General features: G+C 36.6%; 20 protein-coding genes. 6 read left to right on the top strand and 14 right to left on the bottom strand.

The window, feature by feature from the left end; genetic code table 11:
• Window positions 1-66: 66 nt before the first annotated feature.
• From pyc to BMX40_RS10350, 3 genes are all read right to left on the bottom strand, one after another.
• A complete protein-coding gene (gene pyc, locus BMX40_RS10360; RefSeq protein WP_090869553.1) occupies window positions 67-3,510 on the bottom strand; it encodes a pyruvate carboxylase in 3,444 nt (1,147 codons plus the stop codon).
• A complete protein-coding gene (ftsW, locus tag BMX40_RS10355; RefSeq protein WP_090869551.1) occupies window positions 3,498-4,685 on the bottom strand; it encodes a putative lipid II flippase FtsW in 1,188 nt (395 codons plus the stop codon). Before ftsW ends, pyc begins: the two co-directional genes overlap by 13 nt.
• 163 nt (window positions 4,686-4,848) lie before the next feature.
• Entirely contained in the window at window positions 4,849-5,130 is a 282-nt protein-coding gene (locus BMX40_RS10350) for an Fpa/YlaN family protein (protein WP_090869548.1), read from the bottom strand.
• Window positions 5,131-5,372: 242 nt separating this feature from the next.
• Here BMX40_RS10350 and BMX40_RS10345 point away from each other — a divergent pair, with 242 nt between their 5' ends.
• Together BMX40_RS10345 and BMX40_RS10340 are read left to right on the top strand one after the other, a co-directional pair.
• Window positions 5,373-5,864 carry a hypothetical protein gene (locus BMX40_RS10345; RefSeq protein WP_090869547.1) on the top strand — a complete coding sequence of 164 codons (492 nt, stop codon included), beginning with the start codon at window positions 5,373-5,375 and terminating at the stop codon, window positions 5,862-5,864.
• A 176-nt stretch (window positions 5,865-6,040) separates the two neighbouring features.
• Window positions 6,041-6,655 (top strand): YhcN/YlaJ family sporulation lipoprotein, encoded by a 615-nt coding sequence (locus BMX40_RS10340; protein ID WP_090869545.1) that lies wholly within the window; start codon window positions 6,041-6,043, stop codon window positions 6,653-6,655.
• Window positions 6,656-6,708: 53 nt separating this feature from the next.
• Here the strand turns inward: BMX40_RS10340 and BMX40_RS10335 are convergent, their stop codons facing one another.
• Entirely contained in the window at window positions 6,709-7,035 is a 327-nt protein-coding gene (locus tag BMX40_RS10335; protein ID WP_244513486.1) for a hypothetical protein, read from the bottom strand.
• A gap of 69 nt (window positions 7,036-7,104) precedes the next feature.
• Here BMX40_RS10335 and BMX40_RS10330 point away from each other — a divergent pair, with 69 nt between their 5' ends.
• Entirely contained in the window at window positions 7,105-7,308 is a 204-nt protein-coding gene (locus BMX40_RS10330) for a YlaI family protein (protein WP_090869542.1), read from the top strand.
• Window positions 7,309-7,379: 71 nt separating this feature from the next.
• On the opposite strand, the gene BMX40_RS10325 is transcribed toward BMX40_RS10330, so the two are convergent.
• Window positions 7,380-7,685 (bottom strand): YlaH-like family protein, encoded by a 306-nt coding sequence (locus BMX40_RS10325; protein ID WP_090869540.1) that lies wholly within the window; start codon window positions 7,683-7,685, stop codon window positions 7,380-7,382.
• A gap of 147 nt (window positions 7,686-7,832) precedes the next feature.
• Here BMX40_RS10325 and BMX40_RS20245 point away from each other — a divergent pair, with 147 nt between their 5' ends.
• The gene (locus tag BMX40_RS20245; protein ID WP_170840749.1) at window positions 7,833-8,009 is read left to right on the top strand and encodes a DUF5325 family protein; all 177 of its coding nucleotides are present in this window, start codon (window positions 7,833-7,835) and stop codon (window positions 8,007-8,009) included.
• A gap of 1 nt (window position 8,010) precedes the next feature.
• Here the strand turns inward: BMX40_RS20245 and BMX40_RS10320 are convergent, their stop codons facing one another.
• Both BMX40_RS10320 and BMX40_RS10315 read right to left on the bottom strand, forming a co-directional pair.
• The gene (locus BMX40_RS10320) at window positions 8,011-8,820 is read right to left on the bottom strand and encodes an inositol monophosphatase family protein (protein WP_090869537.1); all 810 of its coding nucleotides are present in this window, start codon (window positions 8,818-8,820) and stop codon (window positions 8,011-8,013) included.
• 84 nt (window positions 8,821-8,904) lie between these two features.
• Window positions 8,905-9,096 (bottom strand): hypothetical protein, encoded by a 192-nt coding sequence (locus BMX40_RS10315; RefSeq protein ID WP_090869535.1) that lies wholly within the window; start codon window positions 9,094-9,096, stop codon window positions 8,905-8,907.
• A 259-nt stretch (window positions 9,097-9,355) separates the two neighbouring features.
• Here BMX40_RS10315 and BMX40_RS10310 point away from each other — a divergent pair, with 259 nt between their 5' ends.
• Window positions 9,356-9,976, top strand: coding sequence for a YktB family protein (locus BMX40_RS10310; RefSeq protein ID WP_090869533.1), 621 nt, complete (start codon window positions 9,356-9,358; stop codon window positions 9,974-9,976).
• Between the two features lie 197 nt (window positions 9,977-10,173).
• Here the strand turns inward: BMX40_RS10310 and BMX40_RS10305 are convergent, their stop codons facing one another.
• From BMX40_RS10305 to BMX40_RS10290, 4 genes are all read right to left on the bottom strand, one after another.
• A complete protein-coding gene (locus BMX40_RS10305; protein ID WP_090869531.1) occupies window positions 10,174-10,440 on the bottom strand; it encodes a UPF0223 family protein in 267 nt (88 codons plus the stop codon).
• 18 nt (window positions 10,441-10,458) lie between these two features.
• Window positions 10,459-11,412, bottom strand: a complete 954-nt coding sequence (locus BMX40_RS10300) for an NAD(P)H-dependent flavin oxidoreductase (RefSeq protein WP_090869528.1) — start codon at window positions 11,410-11,412, stop codon at window positions 10,459-10,461.
• A 144-nt stretch (window positions 11,413-11,556) separates the two neighbouring features.
• Complete coding sequence (locus BMX40_RS10295; protein ID WP_090869526.1) at window positions 11,557-11,664, bottom strand: GapA-binding peptide SR1P; 108 nt, start codon at window positions 11,662-11,664, stop codon at window positions 11,557-11,559.
• Between the two features lie 141 nt (window positions 11,665-11,805).
• Window positions 11,806-12,705 carry a polysaccharide deacetylase family protein gene (locus BMX40_RS10290; RefSeq protein WP_090869523.1) on the bottom strand — a complete coding sequence of 300 codons (900 nt, stop codon included), beginning with the start codon at window positions 12,703-12,705 and terminating at the stop codon, window positions 11,806-11,808.
• Between the two features lie 187 nt (window positions 12,706-12,892).
• Here BMX40_RS10290 and BMX40_RS10285 point away from each other — a divergent pair, with 187 nt between their 5' ends.
• Complete coding sequence (locus BMX40_RS10285; RefSeq protein WP_090869522.1) at window positions 12,893-14,431, top strand: glycine betaine uptake BCCT transporter; 1,539 nt, start codon at window positions 12,893-12,895, stop codon at window positions 14,429-14,431.
• Window positions 14,432-14,490: 59 nt separating this feature from the next.
• On the opposite strand, the gene lpdA is transcribed toward BMX40_RS10285, so the two are convergent.
• Genes lpdA through BMX40_RS10270 form a run of 3 tightly spaced genes read right to left on the bottom strand, consistent with a single transcriptional unit; the run spans window position 14,491 to window position 18,172 of the window.
• On the bottom strand, window positions 14,491-15,897 hold the full coding sequence (lpdA, locus tag BMX40_RS10280) for a dihydrolipoyl dehydrogenase (RefSeq protein WP_090869520.1): 1,407 nt from the start codon (window positions 15,895-15,897) through the stop codon (window positions 14,491-14,493).
• A gap of 4 nt (window positions 15,898-15,901) precedes the next feature.
• On the bottom strand, window positions 15,902-17,179 hold the full coding sequence (locus BMX40_RS10275) for a dihydrolipoamide acetyltransferase family protein (protein WP_090869517.1): 1,278 nt from the start codon (window positions 17,177-17,179) through the stop codon (window positions 15,902-15,904).
• Between the two features lie 15 nt (window positions 17,180-17,194).
• The gene (locus BMX40_RS10270; protein WP_090869514.1) at window positions 17,195-18,172 is read right to left on the bottom strand and encodes an alpha-ketoacid dehydrogenase subunit beta; all 978 of its coding nucleotides are present in this window, start codon (window positions 18,170-18,172) and stop codon (window positions 17,195-17,197) included.
• Between the last annotated feature and the right edge of the window lie 3 nt (window positions 18,173-18,175).

Genomic DNA, 18,175 nt, shown 5'->3' with positions numbered 1-18,175 from the left:
ATTTACGAAAACCCTGTAGTAGATCGTTTTCTACCACAGGGTTTTCTAGTGTGAATTAATATCTATTTACTTAAATTCGATCAATAGATCATCTACCCCTATTGCTTCTCCATCCTTCACATAAATTGATTGGATGGTACCGGCAAATGGTGCTTGAACCGTTGTCTCCATTTTCATCGCTTCCGTAATTAGTAAATGGTCTCCTTTTTGAACATTTTGTCCTTCTTCACAGATTACTTTTACAACGGTTCCTGGCATCGTAGCTCCAATATGCTTTTCATTCAGCTTATCCACTTTCGGTTTTGTCTCCACTTGCGACTGAACACCTTCGTCCTTCACAACTACTTGACGGGATTGACCGTTTAACTCAAAGTAAACAACTCGAGTACCATCATTACGAGGCTCTGAGATCGATACTAATTTTACTATTAAGGTTTTCCCCTGTTCAATCTCTACTTCTATAACCTCTCCAATTTCCATCCCATAAAAGAAAGTTGGTGTATCCAATACGGAAAGATCACCGTAAGTTTCATAAAATTTATGATAGTCCATAAATACTTTCGGATATAAAGCATATGCAATCATATCAAAACTAGTAACCTGACGATCTAATGTTTTAAAGAGCCTTTCTTTTAACTGATTAAAATCAATCGGTTCCATTAATTCACCTGGTCGAACAGTGACTGGTTTTTTCCCTTTTAAGATGATACGCTGTAATTCTTTGGGAAATCCTTGATAAGGCTGCCCCAAAAGACCTTCTGCAAGTTCTATAACTGAGTCCGGGAAATCAATAGACTCCCCTTTTTCGTATATATCTTCTTCGGTCAGGTTATTCTGTACCATAAATAATGTCATGTCCCCTACTACTTTGGATGACGGAGTTACTTTTACAATGTCACCAAACATATCGTTAACCCGTCGGAACATTTTCTTTACTTCATTCCATCTGCTTTCTAATCCAACTGCCCTAGCTTGTTGTCTTAAATTACTATATTGTCCTCCAGGCATTTCATGTAAATATATCTCCGTATGAGGTGCTTTCATTCCACTTTCAAATGCTTGATAATAATCTCTTACCCCTTCCCAATAATGAGAAAGTTTTTCATAGGAATCTACATTTACATTTGGCTGTCGAGGCGTACCTTCTAGTGCATGATATAAGGTTTGTGCACTTGGCTGCGAGGTTAACCCAGCCATTGGACCACAGGCAACATCAACTGCATCGACCCCGGCGTCAACAGCGCGAGCGTATGTGTAAACACCATTACCACTAGTATCATGCGTATGCAAATGAATTGGTAAATTAACAGAATCTTTTAGTGCGGATACTAACTGGTAAGCCGCTTCTGGCTTCAATAAACCAGCCATATCTTTAATTCCTAAAATATGTGCACCGGCTTGCTCCAATTCTTTAGCTAGGTTTATATAGTAAGCCAGATCATATTTTGATCTACTAGGATCTAGAATGTTTCCGGTGTAACAAATAGAAGCCTCTGCAATTTTATTGTTTTTACGAACCGCTTCAATTGCAGGTTTCATCCCCTCTACCCAATTTAAACTGTCAAATATTCGGAACACATCAATCCCAGCTGTTGCACTTTTTTCAACAAATTCGTTTATTAAGTTATCCGGATAATTTTTGTAGCCAACTGCATTACTAGCGCGTAATAACATTTGGAACAATACATTTGGCATTTTTTTCCTTAACTTTAATAGTCTTTCCCATGGGTCCTCTTTCAGGAATCTATAGGCAACATCGAAGGTCGCCCCTCCCCACATCTCTATGGAAAATAAATTTGGTAGTAGCCTAGAAGTTGGTTCTGCAATTTGTACAAGATCCTTTGTACGAACTCTAGTTGCAAGCAACGATTGATGCGCATCCCTAAACGTCGTATCTGTTAATAGTACTTCCTTCTGATCTTTCAACCAGTTGGATAATCCTTCTGGTCCTAATTCATCTAAAATTTGCTTGGTACCATTCGGAGCAGATTTTACATGATTCACCGCAGGAATAATTGGATTTGTAAATGAAGGCTTGGCCTGCTTTTCCAATCCTTCAAACCCATTCACGGTTGTATGACCAATATAAGTTAACATTTTCGTTCCACGGTCTTTACGTTTTGGAAAAACAAACAATTCTGGTGTTTGATCAATAAAGGTAGTATTATATTCACCTGACATAAATTGCTTGTGAAGCATTACATTTTCCAAGAATGGAATATTCGTTTTTATTCCGCGAATACGAAATTCCTTCAAATTTCGTACCATCTTTTGTGCAGATTGCTCAAAAGTTAACGCCCAAGTAGAAACTTTTACTAATAACGAGTCATAATGTGGTGAAATTTCCGCCCCTTGAAATCCATTCCCTGCATCGAGTCGAACACCAAAACCACCACCGGTACGGTATACCATTATTTTGCCAGAGTCCGGCATGAAATTATTTAATGGATCTTCTGTTGTTACTCTTGATTGAATTGCATAACCTGTTGTCGTAATTTTATCCTGCTCAGGAATTCCAATTGAATCATCATGAAGTTTTAGTCCATCTGCAATTTTAATCTGAGTCTGTGCAATGTCTATTCCAGTAATCATCTCTGTAATGGTGTGTTCTACTTGAATTCGTGGATTAACCTCAATGAAATAAAAATCATTACCCGTTACAAGAAATTCAACTGTGCCAGCATTAATATACTGAACATTTTCCATAAGATCAGTAGCTGCTTTACAAATATCTTCTCGTAGCTGACCACTTAAGGACACACTAGGAGCAACTTCGACCACTTTCTGATGCCGTCGTTGAATGGAACAATCCCTTTCGTATAAATGAACAATGTTACCGAATTTATCTCCGATAATTTGTACTTCTATATGTTTTGGATTTTCAATTAATTTCTCTACATAAACCTCATCATTTCCAAACGCTGCTTTTGCCTCCGATTTGGCACGATCATAACTTTCGGCTACATTTTCTGCGTTTCTAACAATACGCATACCACGACCGCCGCCACCTAAAGATGCTTTAATGATAATCGGGTATCCATGCTTTTCTCCAAAACTTTCTACTTCATGAAGGCTATTGACAGGTCCATCACTTCCAGGTATTACTGGTAAACCTGCTTGAATAGCCTGTTGTCTTGCTCTGACCTTATCTCCAAACATATGTAAATGCTCACTAGTGGGGCCAATAAATTGGATACCCTCTTCTTCACAGCGCTTAGCAAATTGAATGTTTTCTGATAAAAACCCATAACCAGGGTGTATGGCATCTACACCTACTTCTTTTGCTAGATCAATGATCCCTTCAATGTCTAAATAAGCATCAATCGGTTTTTTACCTTCTCCAATTAAATAAGCCTCATCGGCTTTATAACGATGATAAGAACTTGAATCTTCCTTAGAATAAATGGCCACCGTGCGAATGTTTAACTCCGTACAAGCACGAAAGACACGTATTGCAATTTCTCCACGGTTTGCAACTAATATCTTATTTATTTTATTTAACTTGTCCATGTTTTGCCTCCTTTGTAATTAGAAACACTTCTGATACTTGGAGTTTGTTTATTCTCAGGAGCGGGTTCTTGAGCCTGCTTTTTAACCGTCATAGCAATATTATTTAATATCCCCATCGAAATCATAAGAACAAGAAGGGATGAACCTCCATAACTAACAAATGGCAAGGTTACTCCAGTAATCGGGAGAATCCCACTAGCCGAACCTAAGTTAATGAATACTTGTATACCCACCATAAAAGATATCCCAATTGCTAATAATGCACCAAAACTATCCTCTGTTTTTCTAGCGATAAAAATCCCGCGTAATACAATTGTCGAGAGCATTGCCATTACAGTTAAAACACCAACTATTCCTAGCTCCTCTGCGATTATAGCCATTATAAAATCCGTATGAGGCCCAAATAAATAGCCTAATTTTTGGACACTTTGCCCTAATCCTTCTCCAATTAAACCACCTGAACCAATCGCAACATAGGACTGTATTAAATGATATCCATCATCATCTGGTGATTCGAACGGCTGATAGGCACCGGTAAATCGTGATAAACGTTCATCCGTAACCATGTTTGGAATAGCAATTGCTACAAGAATCAAACCAACCAACACCAAAACAAAAAGATGCTTAAAACGTATCCCCGAACTAAAAATTACAGAACACGCAATTAAAAATATGATCGAAGCAGTTCCAATATCAGGCTGTAAAACGATTAACCCTAATATAATACCAGTAAGTATTAATGGGGGTAACACACCTCTATTAAAGTCATTAATATAAGATTGCTTCTTTGAATATATAGAAGCAAGGTAGATAATAAGTCCTAATTTAGCAAATTCTGCAGGTTGTAGACTAATAGGTCCTAAAGCAAACCAAGATTTTGCATTATTAACTGAATTCCCGAATAATAATACACCTACCAGCAAACCAATTATGACCAAAGTAATCAGCTTTGTAAATTTCTGATAATTCCTATAAGGGAAGACACTACAAAAAACAAATCCTAATAACCCCATTGAAAACCACTGAATTTGCCTAAACAGATAATATGTACTTTCTCTCCCCTCAACGACTGCTACTACCATACTAGCGCTATAAACCATTACAATTCCAAACCCTGCTAATAATAATGGCATAATGATCAATGTAAAATCATAGTGTTTTAATTTTCGTATCATCTTGGCTTCTCCCATTTTATATAGTATAACAATTATTCTGACTATTGTCACATTATATTAATATTTACGTTAACTCATTAACTATCGTTTTAAACAAAAAAACCTTGCCCAATCCTTTCCGGCAAAGTTTTATTTCCGCATCCTCCATAGATGATCCTAATTGCTACACAGAGTTCTGTGCAGCTTCGTGTAGTATATTAAGCTGCCTCTCCAAATTCTCTAAAAGTGCTTTACCTTCATCTTCGCTGATTAAGTTTAAACGTACAGCAAAATCAATCTCTCTAGAAAGCCCAAACATTTGCGTATCCAGTACCTCTTCATACAAAGGGCATTGTGGCATGGTTAGATTTTCTATTTGGACTTCGATAAGCCGTAAAATTTTATCAGCATCAGCCTTAAGAAGGGCATAGGCTTTTTCACGATGATCGATCGTTACCTCAGGCATCAAATATATCCCCTCCCATAGAAAAATAGCTCATTGCTTCAGTTTATGAAATCAAAGTTAATATTAGTAGTAAAAAGTATACTTTCTTTAATCTATATTATCGTTTGAACTAAGAAATTGCAAATATTATTGATATACTATAGTAAATTTATGTGCGATATGTCATAATTATTTCGAAACTCGTGAAAAATAAGTGGTTGTCTGCTAACCTGAATATAAAAGAGTTGAAAGGTGGAATAATAATGATAGTTCCTATAATAGGTAATGTTACATACTCGATTACAATGGATCCTACTGTTTGGATCTTCGACGATCGGAAAATAGAGCTAGGTGAGGCCTTCTCTTCTAAAGTAAACAAAGATGTCAATCAGGATGAAGTACTTGAACAAGCAGCGAAGCGCTGGGACCGTGAAGTATATCATCAGAATGTAAAGCCACCAGTAAATAAAAGTATCTCACGTCTTGAGGGTGAAAAAATACTTACAGAGTCCTATGTTATGCCAATTCAAGATTTTATAAATCATGCCGAGATTGGTTCTGATGCTAAAGAAGCTCAACTAATAACAACGCATGAGGAAATAGTAATTCCTATCGAGGAACTAAAGAACTCATATTTTTTATTTGCATTAGAGGGGAAACCATTAAAAGAAGATGGGCCAGTTCATTTACTATACAAGGATGGATCAAATCAAGACAATCCAATTAAAGGAATTCAAAAAATAAATATCTTATAATCAGATGGTTTGTAGGGTGCAATGCTCCTGCAAACCATTATTATTTGGTAATACTTTTTCACAATACGTAGTGCCTCCCCCTGCGTTGCGTTCACTTTTAAATTGTATAATTTGACACACACTACTAAGAATAACAGTAGAGAACTTTCTATTGTTGATATTAGGAGGAGTGTCAAATGTTCATTCGAATAAGTATTCTTTTGGTTAGCATATTAATGATTGTTGGTTGTCAACAAGACAATACTGAGAATTCGTTACCATCTAAAGAACGTGATCAGGAAGAAAAAATTATTAATGTTAAAAACTCTGATCCAAAGGAACAACGAGATTTATCTAATGAGGAAATCGCCGACCATCTTGCCAATGTCGCAAGTGATGTCCCAGAAGTTGATGATGCAGCAGCTGTAGTAGCAGGACCTTATGCTGTTGTTGGGATTGATGTCGATAAAGAACTAGATCGTTCCCGAGTAGGAACCATTAAATATTCAGTTCTTGAAGCGTTACAACACGACCCATATGGTAAAACTGCTGTAGTTGTGGCTGACGCTGATGTAAACGAACGAATTCGGATGATGGCGGAAAAAGTGAGACAGGGCCATCCGGTACAAGGAATTGTGGATGAAGTTTCTGGAATTGTCGGAAGATATATGCCTGATTTTCCAATTCCAGAAGATCAACCTGAAACACCTGACACAAATAAAGAAATCCTTGAGGAAGAAAATGACAAAGATAAGCTAAATGATATTCAAAATGATCAATCAAAGCACCACAAAGAGCAGCGAGGAGATTAAAGTTTCCGCTTCCAAATTATAAAAGGTGTTACCAAAGCGGTAACACCTTTTTTCTAATTGTCTTTCGAATGGATATGTTTTTCGATATCATTAAAATATTGAACGCCATATTGAGATCCTTCAGAGACCATTTTAGCATTATCTAATTGTGCTTCATTTTCAGACGAGATTTGGTCTGGAATTCCAGCATTATATAATGTCGAATCCACTGTATTATCATCTTTTACAGATTGTTTTGATTTCTTCTTATTCCCTACTAATAGTCCTGCTGTGACCCCTACTGCACCTAAAGCAGAAATGATATATCCTTTTTTCAAAATATCATCCTTTCTTTCAACTCTATTATAAATCGATACCCTCTCTATTTTTCGTTTAAACATAATTAGTATTCCTAAATTTGCATGACGTATGATATAGTAAAATTATACACTCCACTTAGAGGTGAAAAAATGCAAGTTAAATGTGTTATTTGCGATAATATAGAAGATATTGAGGATGATTCCTTACAAGCAAAACGATTACGAAATCGTAGAATTCATATGTATTTGTGTAATCCTTGTTACAGTAGGGTGAAGGAAAATACGAATAAACGTCATGCAACAGGCGAATTCCGCTTGTACCGCGAAAAGAAACAACCAAATGATCTCATATAAAAAACCACTATAAAAGTGGTTTTTTATATGAATTCGTATGATCTGTACCAAGCTAACGAATCGAAAATCCTTTAATTTGATTTTCGTTGGGTATACAATCGAAAGCGATAAATCCCTAAGACTAAGCAGATTACAACTAAGCTCTCTGCTATTGGCAATGGACTCCTAGCCCATGCTGAAGGTAAAACAATAAATAATATATTTAATACAAATACACCTATCGCCAGTAGAATGTATACAATAAAGGACTTCACAACGGAGAGTTTCTTTGCAAACCCTAATTTATAAGCAATAGCAGCCAAAATATAATTAACAATAAAAAAAACCGTGAAAAGTTGTTCTTCACCAAAACGTTCCATAACGAAATCAAAAAACATATGTATCCCCCATTACAATTTCATTCCTTGTCTATCATACTAAATTTACATAAAACGCGCTAGTTTAAATATAATTCATGAGCTAAATTATTTTGTACAATTTGGTCATCTAATATATACTTTAATTACAAAAGTGAGGTGTTTTACATGAAAAACTTTAACTTTCCAATGTTCCTACTTTCTTCTTTGGTGATTCTTATGTTTTTACTCGTTGGGGTAGCAATTGCATTCCGAAGTATTGGATTCATAATATTATTTCTAGCAATAGGATTTATAATTATGGGCATAGGGATTTCAATAAAAAGAAAGAAAGTGACTTCATGAGTCACTTTCTACCTTTTTGGATATACTCGGTAATAATTTTCTGATGAACCGCTGGATGACATGTTAATACAGTATCCTTCTGTAACAAATTTAGGGAGATACCATCAATGTTACTAGTAACACCACCAACCTCATTTACAATTACCATACCTGCTGCTACATCCCAAGGAGCTAATCCCATAGCCAAATATCCTTCCAAAGTACCTTCTGCAACGAATGCAAATTCCAATGCAGCGGAACCATAAGCTCTCGCCCCTCTAACTTTCTTTACTAATTTTTGCATTACTTTCTCGTCAACCAATCGATTTTCACATAACCAAAAATGATTAAGACCTAAAACTGATTTATCTAGCGATACTTGTTCATTTAAGGTCGGAAGTTTTTGATCATTTTTAAAGGCTCCATTATTTCTTTGCGCAGTATACAACACATCGTCTATAACATTATAAATGAGACCAATTTCTCCGATTCCATCGTGAAAAACACCAACTGAAATAGCAAAATTCCTTTTTTGCTGTACAAAGTTCATTGTCCCATCTATTGGGTCAATAATCCAAACAGTTCCGTCTAATGTGGTAACATCGTCCCCATAGCCTTCCTCGCTCAGCAATTGATGACTAGGATATGCCTCTTTAATTCGTTTTACAAAGAAATATTCAATCGCCCTATCCATTTGGGTAACTAAATCTTTTGCGTCTGATTTTGTGTCAATTGTTAAAGGATCCTTTATTCGATTACGAATAATTTCACCAGCTTCTTTGACCCAAGTTTTGGCTTGGTGAAATAATTCTTCACGCATATCTATATCCATAATTGTTCCTCCATCTAGTTCGTGTTTATTATATATAGCTTATCAAATTTAAATTACCTAGTCATATTATATGAAATAATTAGGTCAAGTCTTTTTAATCATTAGAAATTGTTTACGTAATTCCTTTAAGCGCTCTTTCGATTTAATAACTTGAACGGTGTCATTTTCCTGCAATGCGTCATAAAGTGTTAATAGTTCATAATCGATTTCCATTTTAATTACTGGTAATTTTTCTCGTTCTTCCTCTAACCTTAATGTTTCTAAAACAAATTTCATAATGATCCACACCCTTTCTTAGCTTTTTTATCGAAGTGGATACACATTCAAAAATATAATTAAATATTTTTATTTATATATATGAGCATTATTTGATTTCGTTCTATTAAATGCTTCATTCTGGGCTATTTCAACCATTTTCATTCAATTTATAGACACAAATTACATAGGGTTTAAATGGACAAACACCAATTGTTTGACTTGATCTTTAATTTGCTTAATAATAATTATTATAATCTAACTGAAAGGAATGATACCTTTGACTTTTCAAGGTTTCAATAAAGAAGATTTTAATACTTTTTCCATAGAGGGACTTGATGAAAGAATGGAAGCGATTCAGACAAAAATTCAGCCAAAATTTCAAGAGATTGGGGCTGAATTAGTGGATTATCTTTCTGCACATTTAGGTAACGAGGTTTACTTACATATTGCAAAGCATGCTAGAAGAACCGTAAACCCACCAAATGACACCTGGTTAGCAATCGCTGATAATAAGCGTGGCTATAAAAAACACCCTCATTTCCAGGTTGGATTGTTTGATGATCATGTATTTATATGGTTAGCACTGATCTATGAATTAGACCATAAAAAAGAAATTGCCAATAAATTTGTAGAAAGTTTTGATCAACTAAAGCAGTTACCAGACCATTACGTCGTTTCCTTAGACCATATGAAAAAAGCTTCGATCCCATTACCTGAACTTGAGTTAAAGCATGTAGAGAGGTTTAGAGATGTTAAAAAAGCTGAGTTTCTTGTTGGCCTACATCTAACACCTGATGACCAACGCGTTACAAATGGAGATGCCTTTATAAATACAGTTAAAGACACTTATCAAACATTAATACCATTCTATCAAAAAGCATTACAAGCAAGATCATAAATTGAAACTTCAATCACTGGGGTCTTACTTCCGGTTATTCGTGGGATAAACGATGCCTTTTCTCTTGACGGAAGCTTCACTTGATTCCTAAATTAGTTCATGCATTATTTATATCATAGTTCATTACAAAAATATCCGAACTAAATGAATTCAAGAAAATTTGAATTATTAGTTCGGATTTTACGTTATCAGTAAATTTACATTTTGATTTTATCTGCCTTTTGTTCTCTTGCCTTTTTCACAACATGATAACTAGAATAACCAGATCCCTTTTCAAATTCTGCGAAAAACTGTTTTTCTTCACTCTTAGATGGCACAATCTGTTTAAATTTCCGATACGCATCAATTACCTCATGACGGGAAATTCCTTTTTCATATGCTTTTTCAATTAAGTTAAAGAAGTGAACCACATCGATTACCTCTTGTTTAGACCAACTTATATCAAAAGGATATTGATAATTCATTATTCATGCACCTCAACTCTATAGGTTTTCTTTAATATTTTTAGCGTCTTGAACTATTTGTTGAAATAATTCACTTACACTAGGAATATCATTAATCCGGGCTGCACCTTGCCCTGCCCATCCAAAACCTTTACTCCTGTCACCTTCAATAATATACCTTTTATTAGCTTCTCCACTTATATACTCTTTTAGTGACTCATAGCCTTCTTTTCTTTGTTCTATTTCTAAAATTTGGTCGGTCCATGTATTACGTAATGCTCGTGCAGGGGCACCTAAAGAACGTTTGATCACTACCGTTGATTCCTCATTAGCATCTAACAAATCTTGCTTATAGGCTTCGTGAGCATCCACACACTCCTTCGTTGCTATAAACCTTGTACCCATTTCAATTCCATCTGCCCCAAGTGCTAATGCTGCAATTAGTCCGTGTCCATCAACAATTCCTCCTGAAGCAATTACTGGGATTGATACATGATCGACAACTTGAGGAGTAAGAATAAAAGTTCCAACATCTCCTCTCCCTAAATGCCCACCCCCCTCTTGACCAACCACCATAACGGCATCAGCACCTAACTCTTCTGCCTTTACGGCTTGTCTTTTTGCTGCAACTAATACTAATGTCTTAATTCCGTGAGGCCTTACCATTTCTAAAACTCCTTTTGGATTCCCACCTGTCACAGAAATTATAGACACTTGTTCGTCTATAGCAACTTGTACCATCTCTTCATATGGTCTTCCATGTTGACCAATTGCAAAGTTTACACCAAATGGTTTATCTGTTAATGTTTTAACGCGTTGAATCTCATTTCTTAAATCAGTTGGATTGCTTAAACTCATAGCTGTTATTTGCCCTAGACCACCAGCATTAGATACAGCTGCAGCTAAATCAGCATATGCTAGATGGGCTAAGCCACCTTGAATTATTGGATATGTAATATTTAGTAATTCAGTTACTCTCGTATTCCAAGTCACATAAATCCCTCCACTCGATAAAAATCCCTTTCCATCATCCTACCATTGAACCTTTCTTCTTGGCTAACCATTAGGCATTTAAGAACCATAAAAATACCACAGCTGAGATCAGCTGTGGTTCATTATAATAAAAAACACTCTTCCCTATTTATTTGATTTACAAGTTGGACAAGTCCCATATAATGTGGTTACTTTCTCTTCTTCCACATAATCAATCACTTTTTGACAGTCTTGGCAAACGATCGTCCCCATTTGGCCCAACTCCTTTTTTAATTTGAAATTGCTTACACTTACTATAGTATGTCATAATTATTTTATCAAGCCTAATTAGTATAACATTTTTCAAAAAAGTGTGATCCAATAAAAGAGTAGGTGGAAAAACCACCTACTCTTTTACTTGTCCTTCTTTATTGTGTGTGGATCTACAATTTCATACCCCTCTTCTCTTAGACCTAAAACGATTTCTTCTAGCGCCTCATTCGTCCATTCTCTATCATGCATTAATAAATTGGCACCGGATTTTAACAGAGAATAAGGTACATCCACTTCTGGCCCCTTCCCTGATACCATTGCTTCAGTTAATTTATCCACATCCTTATACGGTTCAAAATAGTCATATCCATACGTCCAATTCATGACGATCATTTTTTCTTCTTGTGCTACTTTTGTAGAATAATCTGTATTAACTCCATGTGGAGCTCTAAAAAAGGCAGGACGTTCACCAATTATTTCTTCAATTTCATCATTTAATTGAGTAATTTCATCCCTCTGTTTATCTTGATCCTCTTCGATATCCTTTAAATTCGTATGGTTATACGTATGATTTCCGATTAAAAATCCCATTTCATGTATTTCTTTCAATATTTCTTTTTCCTCTTTTGTGTCAATGAAATGACCATTAACAAAAAAAATGGCGCCTGCATCTAGACTTTTTAATGTCTTTGCCATTTCAAGGGCATATTTATCAGGTGCATCATCGATCGTAAGTAATACTACATCTTCGTTTGTTCCCTCTTTAATTGGTACAACAGATGCATCTGAAGTAATTTTGTATAGGGGTTCATCGTTAAGTTCGTTCGAACTCTCCTCCTTACGTTCTTCTTTCTCTTCTACTTCCTCTTTATCCTGCTCAAGACTCGTTGTATTACTGCCATCTTCCGAATGGTCATCGTGATTTGCTTTATTTTCAGATTGTGGTTCTTCACCTGAAGATTGTTGTTCCGAGCTCGTATCACCATTATTGCAAGCGGCTAATAGGCAGAGTATTAATAGTACCCAGAATAATTGTTTCATCTGTATTCCTCCTGATGGTTTTATATTTATCTTAAGTCTAGATGAGTATAAATAACCATACAAGTATAAATGAATCTTTTTTTAAAAAATTGTCGAATTGTAAGGCCTTAAAATGGAAATAGTAAGAACTGACTTGATATAATACCCTAGTGTATTCACATCAGTATGCAGAGAAAGGATTTTTGAAATGAAAAGAGTCTCAAATGTATTCTACATATCGGCAATTGTAGCATTTCTATTTGTATTATGGGGGCTCATACCAGAAAGTATCCTGCCCAATGGTAATCTAGATAATGTTACAACTGTTATCCAAGGATTTATCGTCGGTCAATTTGGATGGTTTTACTTAATAAGCGCAACGGGCTTTTTAGTATTCGCCATCTATTTAATTTTTTCTAGGTATGGTCAAATAAAGCTAGGAAAACCTGGTGATGAGCCTGAGTACTCCTATATTACTTGGTTTGCGATGTTATTTAGCGCAGGTATGGGAATTGGTTTAGTCTTCTGGGGGGCAGCAGAGCCATTGTCGCATTTCTATACCCCTCCATATGGCGATCCTGAAACAAATGATGCCGCCAAAACGGCGATGCAATATAGTCTTTTTCACTGGGGATTCCATCCATGGGCAGTTTATGCGACCATCGCGCTAGCACTTGCCTATTTTAAGTTTCGCAAACAATCTCCGGGTGTTGTAAGTGCTATTTTAGAGCCATTATTTGGTGAAAAAGTTAAAGGTGGATGGGGAACACTTATCGATACCATTGTTGTATTTGCCACTGTTTTCGGGGTCGCGACATCCTTAGGGTTTGGTGCAATCCAAATTAGTGGCGGCTTGTCGTTCGTATTTGGTATTGATCAAACTTTTATGTTTCAGCTTCTTATCATTGTAATTGTTACCGTGTTATACATGATATCCGCCTCGACTGGTCTGAATAAAGGGATTAAATACCTAAGTAATGCTAATATTGTACTTGCTATTAGCCTCATGTTATTTTTGTTATTTTTAGGACCAACCAATTTTATCATGAACTTATTTACAACCTCATTTGGAACATACATGCAGAATCTCCCAAGTATGAGTTTCCGGATGACACCTTTTGATTCGGATAACTTGGACTGGATCAATGGATGGACTATCTTTTATTGGGCTTGGTGGATTTCATGGGCTCCATTTGTTGGAACCTTTATTGCGAGGGTATCAAGAGGGAGAACCATTAAAGAATTCGTCATTGGTGTATTGTTAGTTCCAACTATCTTTGGCGCACTATGGTTTTCTGTATTTGGAGGATCAGCAATTCACTTAGATTACTTTGAAGGTGCAAATATCATGAATATTGTAAATGACCTTGGGACCGAAGCTGCTTTATTTGCAGTGTTAGAACATTATCCACTAGGTCTTATCATGTCATTAATCGCAATTCTTTTAATTAGTACGTTCTTTATTACATCAGCTGACTCGGCAACATTCGTACTAGGGATGCAAACCACTAACGGTAGCTTATATCCTCCAAACACCGTAAAATTAATATGGGGATTTATTCAATCAAGTGCTGCAGCAGTATTATTATGGCAAGGTGGTTTAGAAGCTTTACAAACCGCAGCGATAATCGTTGCGTTTCCTTTTACAATAATTATGATTTTAATTGTGGCTTCTTTATTAAAGTCCTTTAAAGCGGAGCGAAAAGAAATGGAAGCAAGATCGAAAAAGGCGAGTCGAAAATCTTAAGTAAATAAAAAAAGTTGTACGAATTTCATCGTACAACTTTTTTATATCCTTCATTAATCTTATAGCATATGAATTGGAGTACCAAGTGCTACTTCTGCAGCCTCCATTGTAATCTCACCTAAAGTTGGATGCGCATGAATTGTTAATGCAAGATCTTCTGCAGTCATACCTGCTTCAACAGCCAAGCCAACCTCAGAAATCATATCACTAGCATTAGGACCAGCAATTTGTCCACCAAGGACAAGTCCATCCTCTTTACGAGTAACAAGTTTTAAGAATCCGTCACTATTGTTTAAAGATAGTGCACGGCCATTAGCCGCAAACGGGAATTTTGCAACTTTTACATCATAACCCGCTTCTTTTGCTTCTGCTTCGTTCATACCAACAGTAGCTAATTCTGGTTCAGTAAATGCAACCGCCGGAATACCGATATAATCGATTTCTGATTTCTCACCACTAATTGCTTCAGCCGCAATTTTACCTTCATAAGAAGCTTTGTGTGCAAGTGGTGGTCCCTCAACAATGTCACCAATAGCAAAAATATTATCAACATTTGTACGGCATTGCTTATCGACTTTTACAAGGCCACGATCTGTAACATCAATACCTACTTGTTCTAAACCAATCTCATCTGTATTTGGACGACGGCCAACTGTTACTAATACGTAATCTGCTTCAACTGTTTCTTCCTTACCTTTTGCTTCATACGTAACTTTCACACCATCTTTTGTTTCTTCAACGCCTTTTGCCATTGCTTCTGTAATTATTGTTGCACCTTTTTTCTTCAAGCGTTTTTTAACAAGTTGGGTCATTTGCTTTTCAAAACCGCTAAGAATATCTTTGGCACCTTCAAGGAAAGTAACTTCTGTTCCAAAGTTAGCATATGCAGATCCTAATTCACTACCAACATACCCAGCTCCGATAACAACCATTTTCTTTGGAATCTCTTTCAAGTTTAATGCACCAGTTGAATCTAACACACGTTCAGAGAACTTGAACGTTGGGATTTCAATTGGTCTTGAACCAGTTGCTATAATACAATTGTTAAAAGTGTATGTTTGAGAGTTTTTCTCATCCATTACTTTTACTGTATTTTTATCAACAAAATAAACTTCACCACTTACAATATCAACTTTGTTTCCTTTTAATAGACCTTCAACTCCTGATGTTAATTTATTAACAACAGAGCCTTTCCATTCTTGAACCTTTTCAAAGTCTACTTTTACATTTTCAGTCGTAATACCTAGATCTGCACTTCCGTGTGCGTTTTCCACTTGGTGCCCTGCCTCGATTAGTGCTTTAGAAGGTATACATCCTACATTTAAACAAACACCACCAAGTGCTCCTTTATCAACTATTGTTACTTTTTGACCTAATTGCGCAGCGCGAATAGCAGCAACGTAACCGCCAGGACCCGCACCGACAACTAATGTGTCTAACTCAATTGGAAAATCTCCTACTACCATAACCTTACGCCTCCATCATGATTAATTGTGGATCACTCAATAAACGTTTGATTTGATTTAGGGCATGTTGAGCTGTTGCACCATCAACAATTCTGTGATCAAAGCTCAATGATAATGCAAGTACTGGAGCAATAACAATTTCTCCATCACGGACAATTGGTTTTTCTGCAATACGACCAATACCTAGAATTGCTGCTTCTGGGTAGTTAATAACTGGAGTAAACCATTGACCACCTGCAGAACCAATGTTAGTAATTGTACTTGATGCACCTTTCATCTCTTCAGGGCTTAGTTTACCACTTCTTGCCTTATCTGCCAATTCATTGATTTCTGATGAAATTGTGAAGATCGACTTACGATCTGCATCTTTAACAACTGGTACTAATAGACCTTTTTCTGTATCTGCAGCAATACCGACATTATAGTAATGCTTTTGAACAATTTCATCTGTAGCATCATCAATTGACGCATTTAAGATAGGATATTGTTTCAACGCTGAAACAAGTGCTTTTACTACATATGGTAGGTAAGTCAACTTGATTTCTTGTTCTGCAGCAACTGCTTTAAATTTCTTACGATGTGCAACTAATTCTGAAACATCCACTTCATCTAACAATGTAACATGTGGAGCTTTTGTCTTCGAATTAACCATTGCTTTAGCGATAGACTTACGGATCGCTGTCATTTTTTCACGTGTTTCAGGATATTCTCCTGCTGGTGCTGGCGCAGCTTGTTTTTGAGTAGTCGTTTCTTCTGTTACCGTAGTATCTGCTGATTCTGGAGTAGCAGTAGTTTGTCCTCCGTTTAGGAAGCTATCAACGTCCTCTTTAACAATACGTCCATTTTTACCAGTACCATTCACTTGACGAATGTCAACACCATTGTCACGTGCATACTTCCGAACAGATGGCATTGCGATAACACGCTTACCTTCCGCCTGTTCGTCTGTTGTCTGTTCGCTGTCTGTTTTTGGTGACTCAACTGGAGCTTGCTCTTCTTTTGTTTCTGCAGCAGGTGATTCCTCTTCGCCCTCGTCTTCATAACCTTCTGCATCAAAAGAAATCAGACTATCACCTACAACTGCAACTGTTCCTTCTTCTACATGTAATTTTGTAACTTTCCCTTCTACAGGAGATGGGATTTCAACGACTGCTTTATCATTTTGTACCTCACATAGTACATCATCTTCTTTTACATCGTCGCCTTCTTTTACAAACCATTTAACGATTTCACCTTCGTGAATTCCTTCACCAATATCCGGCAATTTAAATACAAAAGCCATTATTACTACCTCCTTTTAGAAATTCATTACGCTGTTTACTTTTTCTACGATGTCTTTATGATTTGGTAGCCAAACTTCTTCTGCTTCTGAGAAAGCATATACGGTGTCTGGTGCTGCTACTCGTAAAATCGGAGCCTCTAAATGTAAAATAGCACGCTCTTGAATTTCTGAGATTACATGTGAAGCTACACCTGCTTGACGCTGTGCTTCTTGTACAACTACCACACGATTTGTTTTCTTCACAGATTCTAAAATAGTCTCTGTATCAATTGGTGATACCGTACGTAAATCAACAACTTCCACACTTACTCCGTCTTTTTCAAGCTCTTCTGCAGCTTTTAAAGAAGCATGAACCATTGCACCGTAAGTGACAATTGTTACATCTTTACCTTCTCGTTTAACATCTGCTTTTCCTAATTCGATCGTATATTCTTCTTCCGGTACTTCACCACGGAAAGAACGGTATAGTTTCATGTGCTCTAAAAATACAACCGGATCGTTATCACGAATGGATGCGATAAGTAGTCCTTTTGCATCATGCGGTGTAGATGGAATCACAACTTTAACACCTGGTTGTTGCGCGATTAAACCTTCTAGTGAATCCGCATGAAGCTCAGGCGTGTGTACTCCACCACCAAATGGTGAACGAACTGTTATCGGCGAGGTATGAGTACCACCGGAACGATAACGCATACGGGCCATTTGACCACTAATAGAATCCATTACTTCGTATACAAAGCCGAAGAATTGAATTTCTGGAACTGGACGATAGCCTTGTAATCCAAGACCAATTGCTAAACCACCAATTCCTGATTCAGCTAATGGCGTATCAAATACACGGTCTTCTCCAAATTCTTTTTGTAAGCCTTCCGTCGCACGGAAAACACCGCCATTTTGGCCTACATCTTCACCAAATACAAGCACATTTTCATCATTTTTTAACTCTGTGCGCATTGCATCAGTGATTGCTTGAATCATTGTCATTTGTGCCATGAT

It is taken from the genome of Oceanobacillus limi (genome assembly GCF_900111445.1).
GTDB lineage: Bacteria > Bacillota > Bacilli > Bacillales > Amphibacillaceae > Ornithinibacillus > Ornithinibacillus limi.
This window is presented reverse-complemented; position numbering and strand designations above follow the sequence as displayed.

Excerpts from the sequence above, each read along its gene's own strand:
- pyc (WP_090869553.1), bottom strand. The coding sequence starts at position 3,510 with ATGGACAAGTTAAATAAAATAAATAAGATATTAGTTGCAAACCGTGGA.
- ftsW (WP_090869551.1), bottom strand. The coding sequence starts at position 4,685 with ATGATACGAAAATTAAAACACTATGATTTTACATTGATCATTATGCCA.
- BMX40_RS10350 (WP_090869548.1), bottom strand. The coding sequence starts at position 5,130 with ATGCCTGAGGTAACGATCGATCATCGTGAAAAAGCCTATGCCCTTCTT.
- BMX40_RS10345 (WP_090869547.1), top strand. The coding sequence starts at position 5,373 with ATGATAGTTCCTATAATAGGTAATGTTACATACTCGATTACAATGGAT.
- BMX40_RS10340 (WP_090869545.1), top strand. The coding sequence starts at position 6,041 with ATGTTCATTCGAATAAGTATTCTTTTGGTTAGCATATTAATGATTGTT.
- BMX40_RS10335 (WP_244513486.1), bottom strand. The coding sequence starts at position 7,035 with ATGTTTAAACGAAAAATAGAGAGGGTATCGATTTATAATAGAGTTGAA.
- BMX40_RS10330 (WP_090869542.1), top strand. The coding sequence starts at position 7,105 with ATGCAAGTTAAATGTGTTATTTGCGATAATATAGAAGATATTGAGGAT.
- BMX40_RS10325 (WP_090869540.1), bottom strand. The coding sequence starts at position 7,685 with ATGTTTTTTGATTTCGTTATGGAACGTTTTGGTGAAGAACAACTTTTC.
- BMX40_RS20245 (WP_170840749.1), top strand. The coding sequence starts at position 7,833 with ATGAAAAACTTTAACTTTCCAATGTTCCTACTTTCTTCTTTGGTGATT.
- BMX40_RS10320 (WP_090869537.1), bottom strand. The coding sequence starts at position 8,820 with ATGGATATAGATATGCGTGAAGAATTATTTCACCAAGCCAAAACTTGG.
- BMX40_RS10315 (WP_090869535.1), bottom strand. The coding sequence starts at position 9,096 with ATGAAATTTGTTTTAGAAACATTAAGGTTAGAGGAAGAACGAGAAAAA.
- BMX40_RS10305 (WP_090869531.1), bottom strand. The coding sequence starts at position 10,440 with ATGAATTATCAATATCCTTTTGATATAAGTTGGTCTAAACAAGAGGTA.
- BMX40_RS10295 (WP_090869526.1), bottom strand. The coding sequence starts at position 11,664 with ATGGGGACGATCGTTTGCCAAGACTGTCAAAAAGTGATTGATTATGTG.
- BMX40_RS10290 (WP_090869523.1), bottom strand. The coding sequence starts at position 12,705 with ATGAAACAATTATTCTGGGTACTATTAATACTCTGCCTATTAGCCGCT.
- BMX40_RS10285 (WP_090869522.1), top strand. The coding sequence starts at position 12,893 with ATGAAAAGAGTCTCAAATGTATTCTACATATCGGCAATTGTAGCATTT.
- lpdA (WP_090869520.1), bottom strand. The coding sequence starts at position 15,897 with ATGGTAGTAGGAGATTTTCCAATTGAGTTAGACACATTAGTTGTCGGT.
- BMX40_RS10275 (WP_090869517.1), bottom strand. The coding sequence starts at position 17,179 with ATGGCTTTTGTATTTAAATTGCCGGATATTGGTGAAGGAATTCACGAA.
- BMX40_RS10270 (WP_090869514.1), bottom strand. The coding sequence starts at position 18,172 with ATGGCACAAATGACAATGATTCAAGCAATCACTGATGCAATGCGCACA.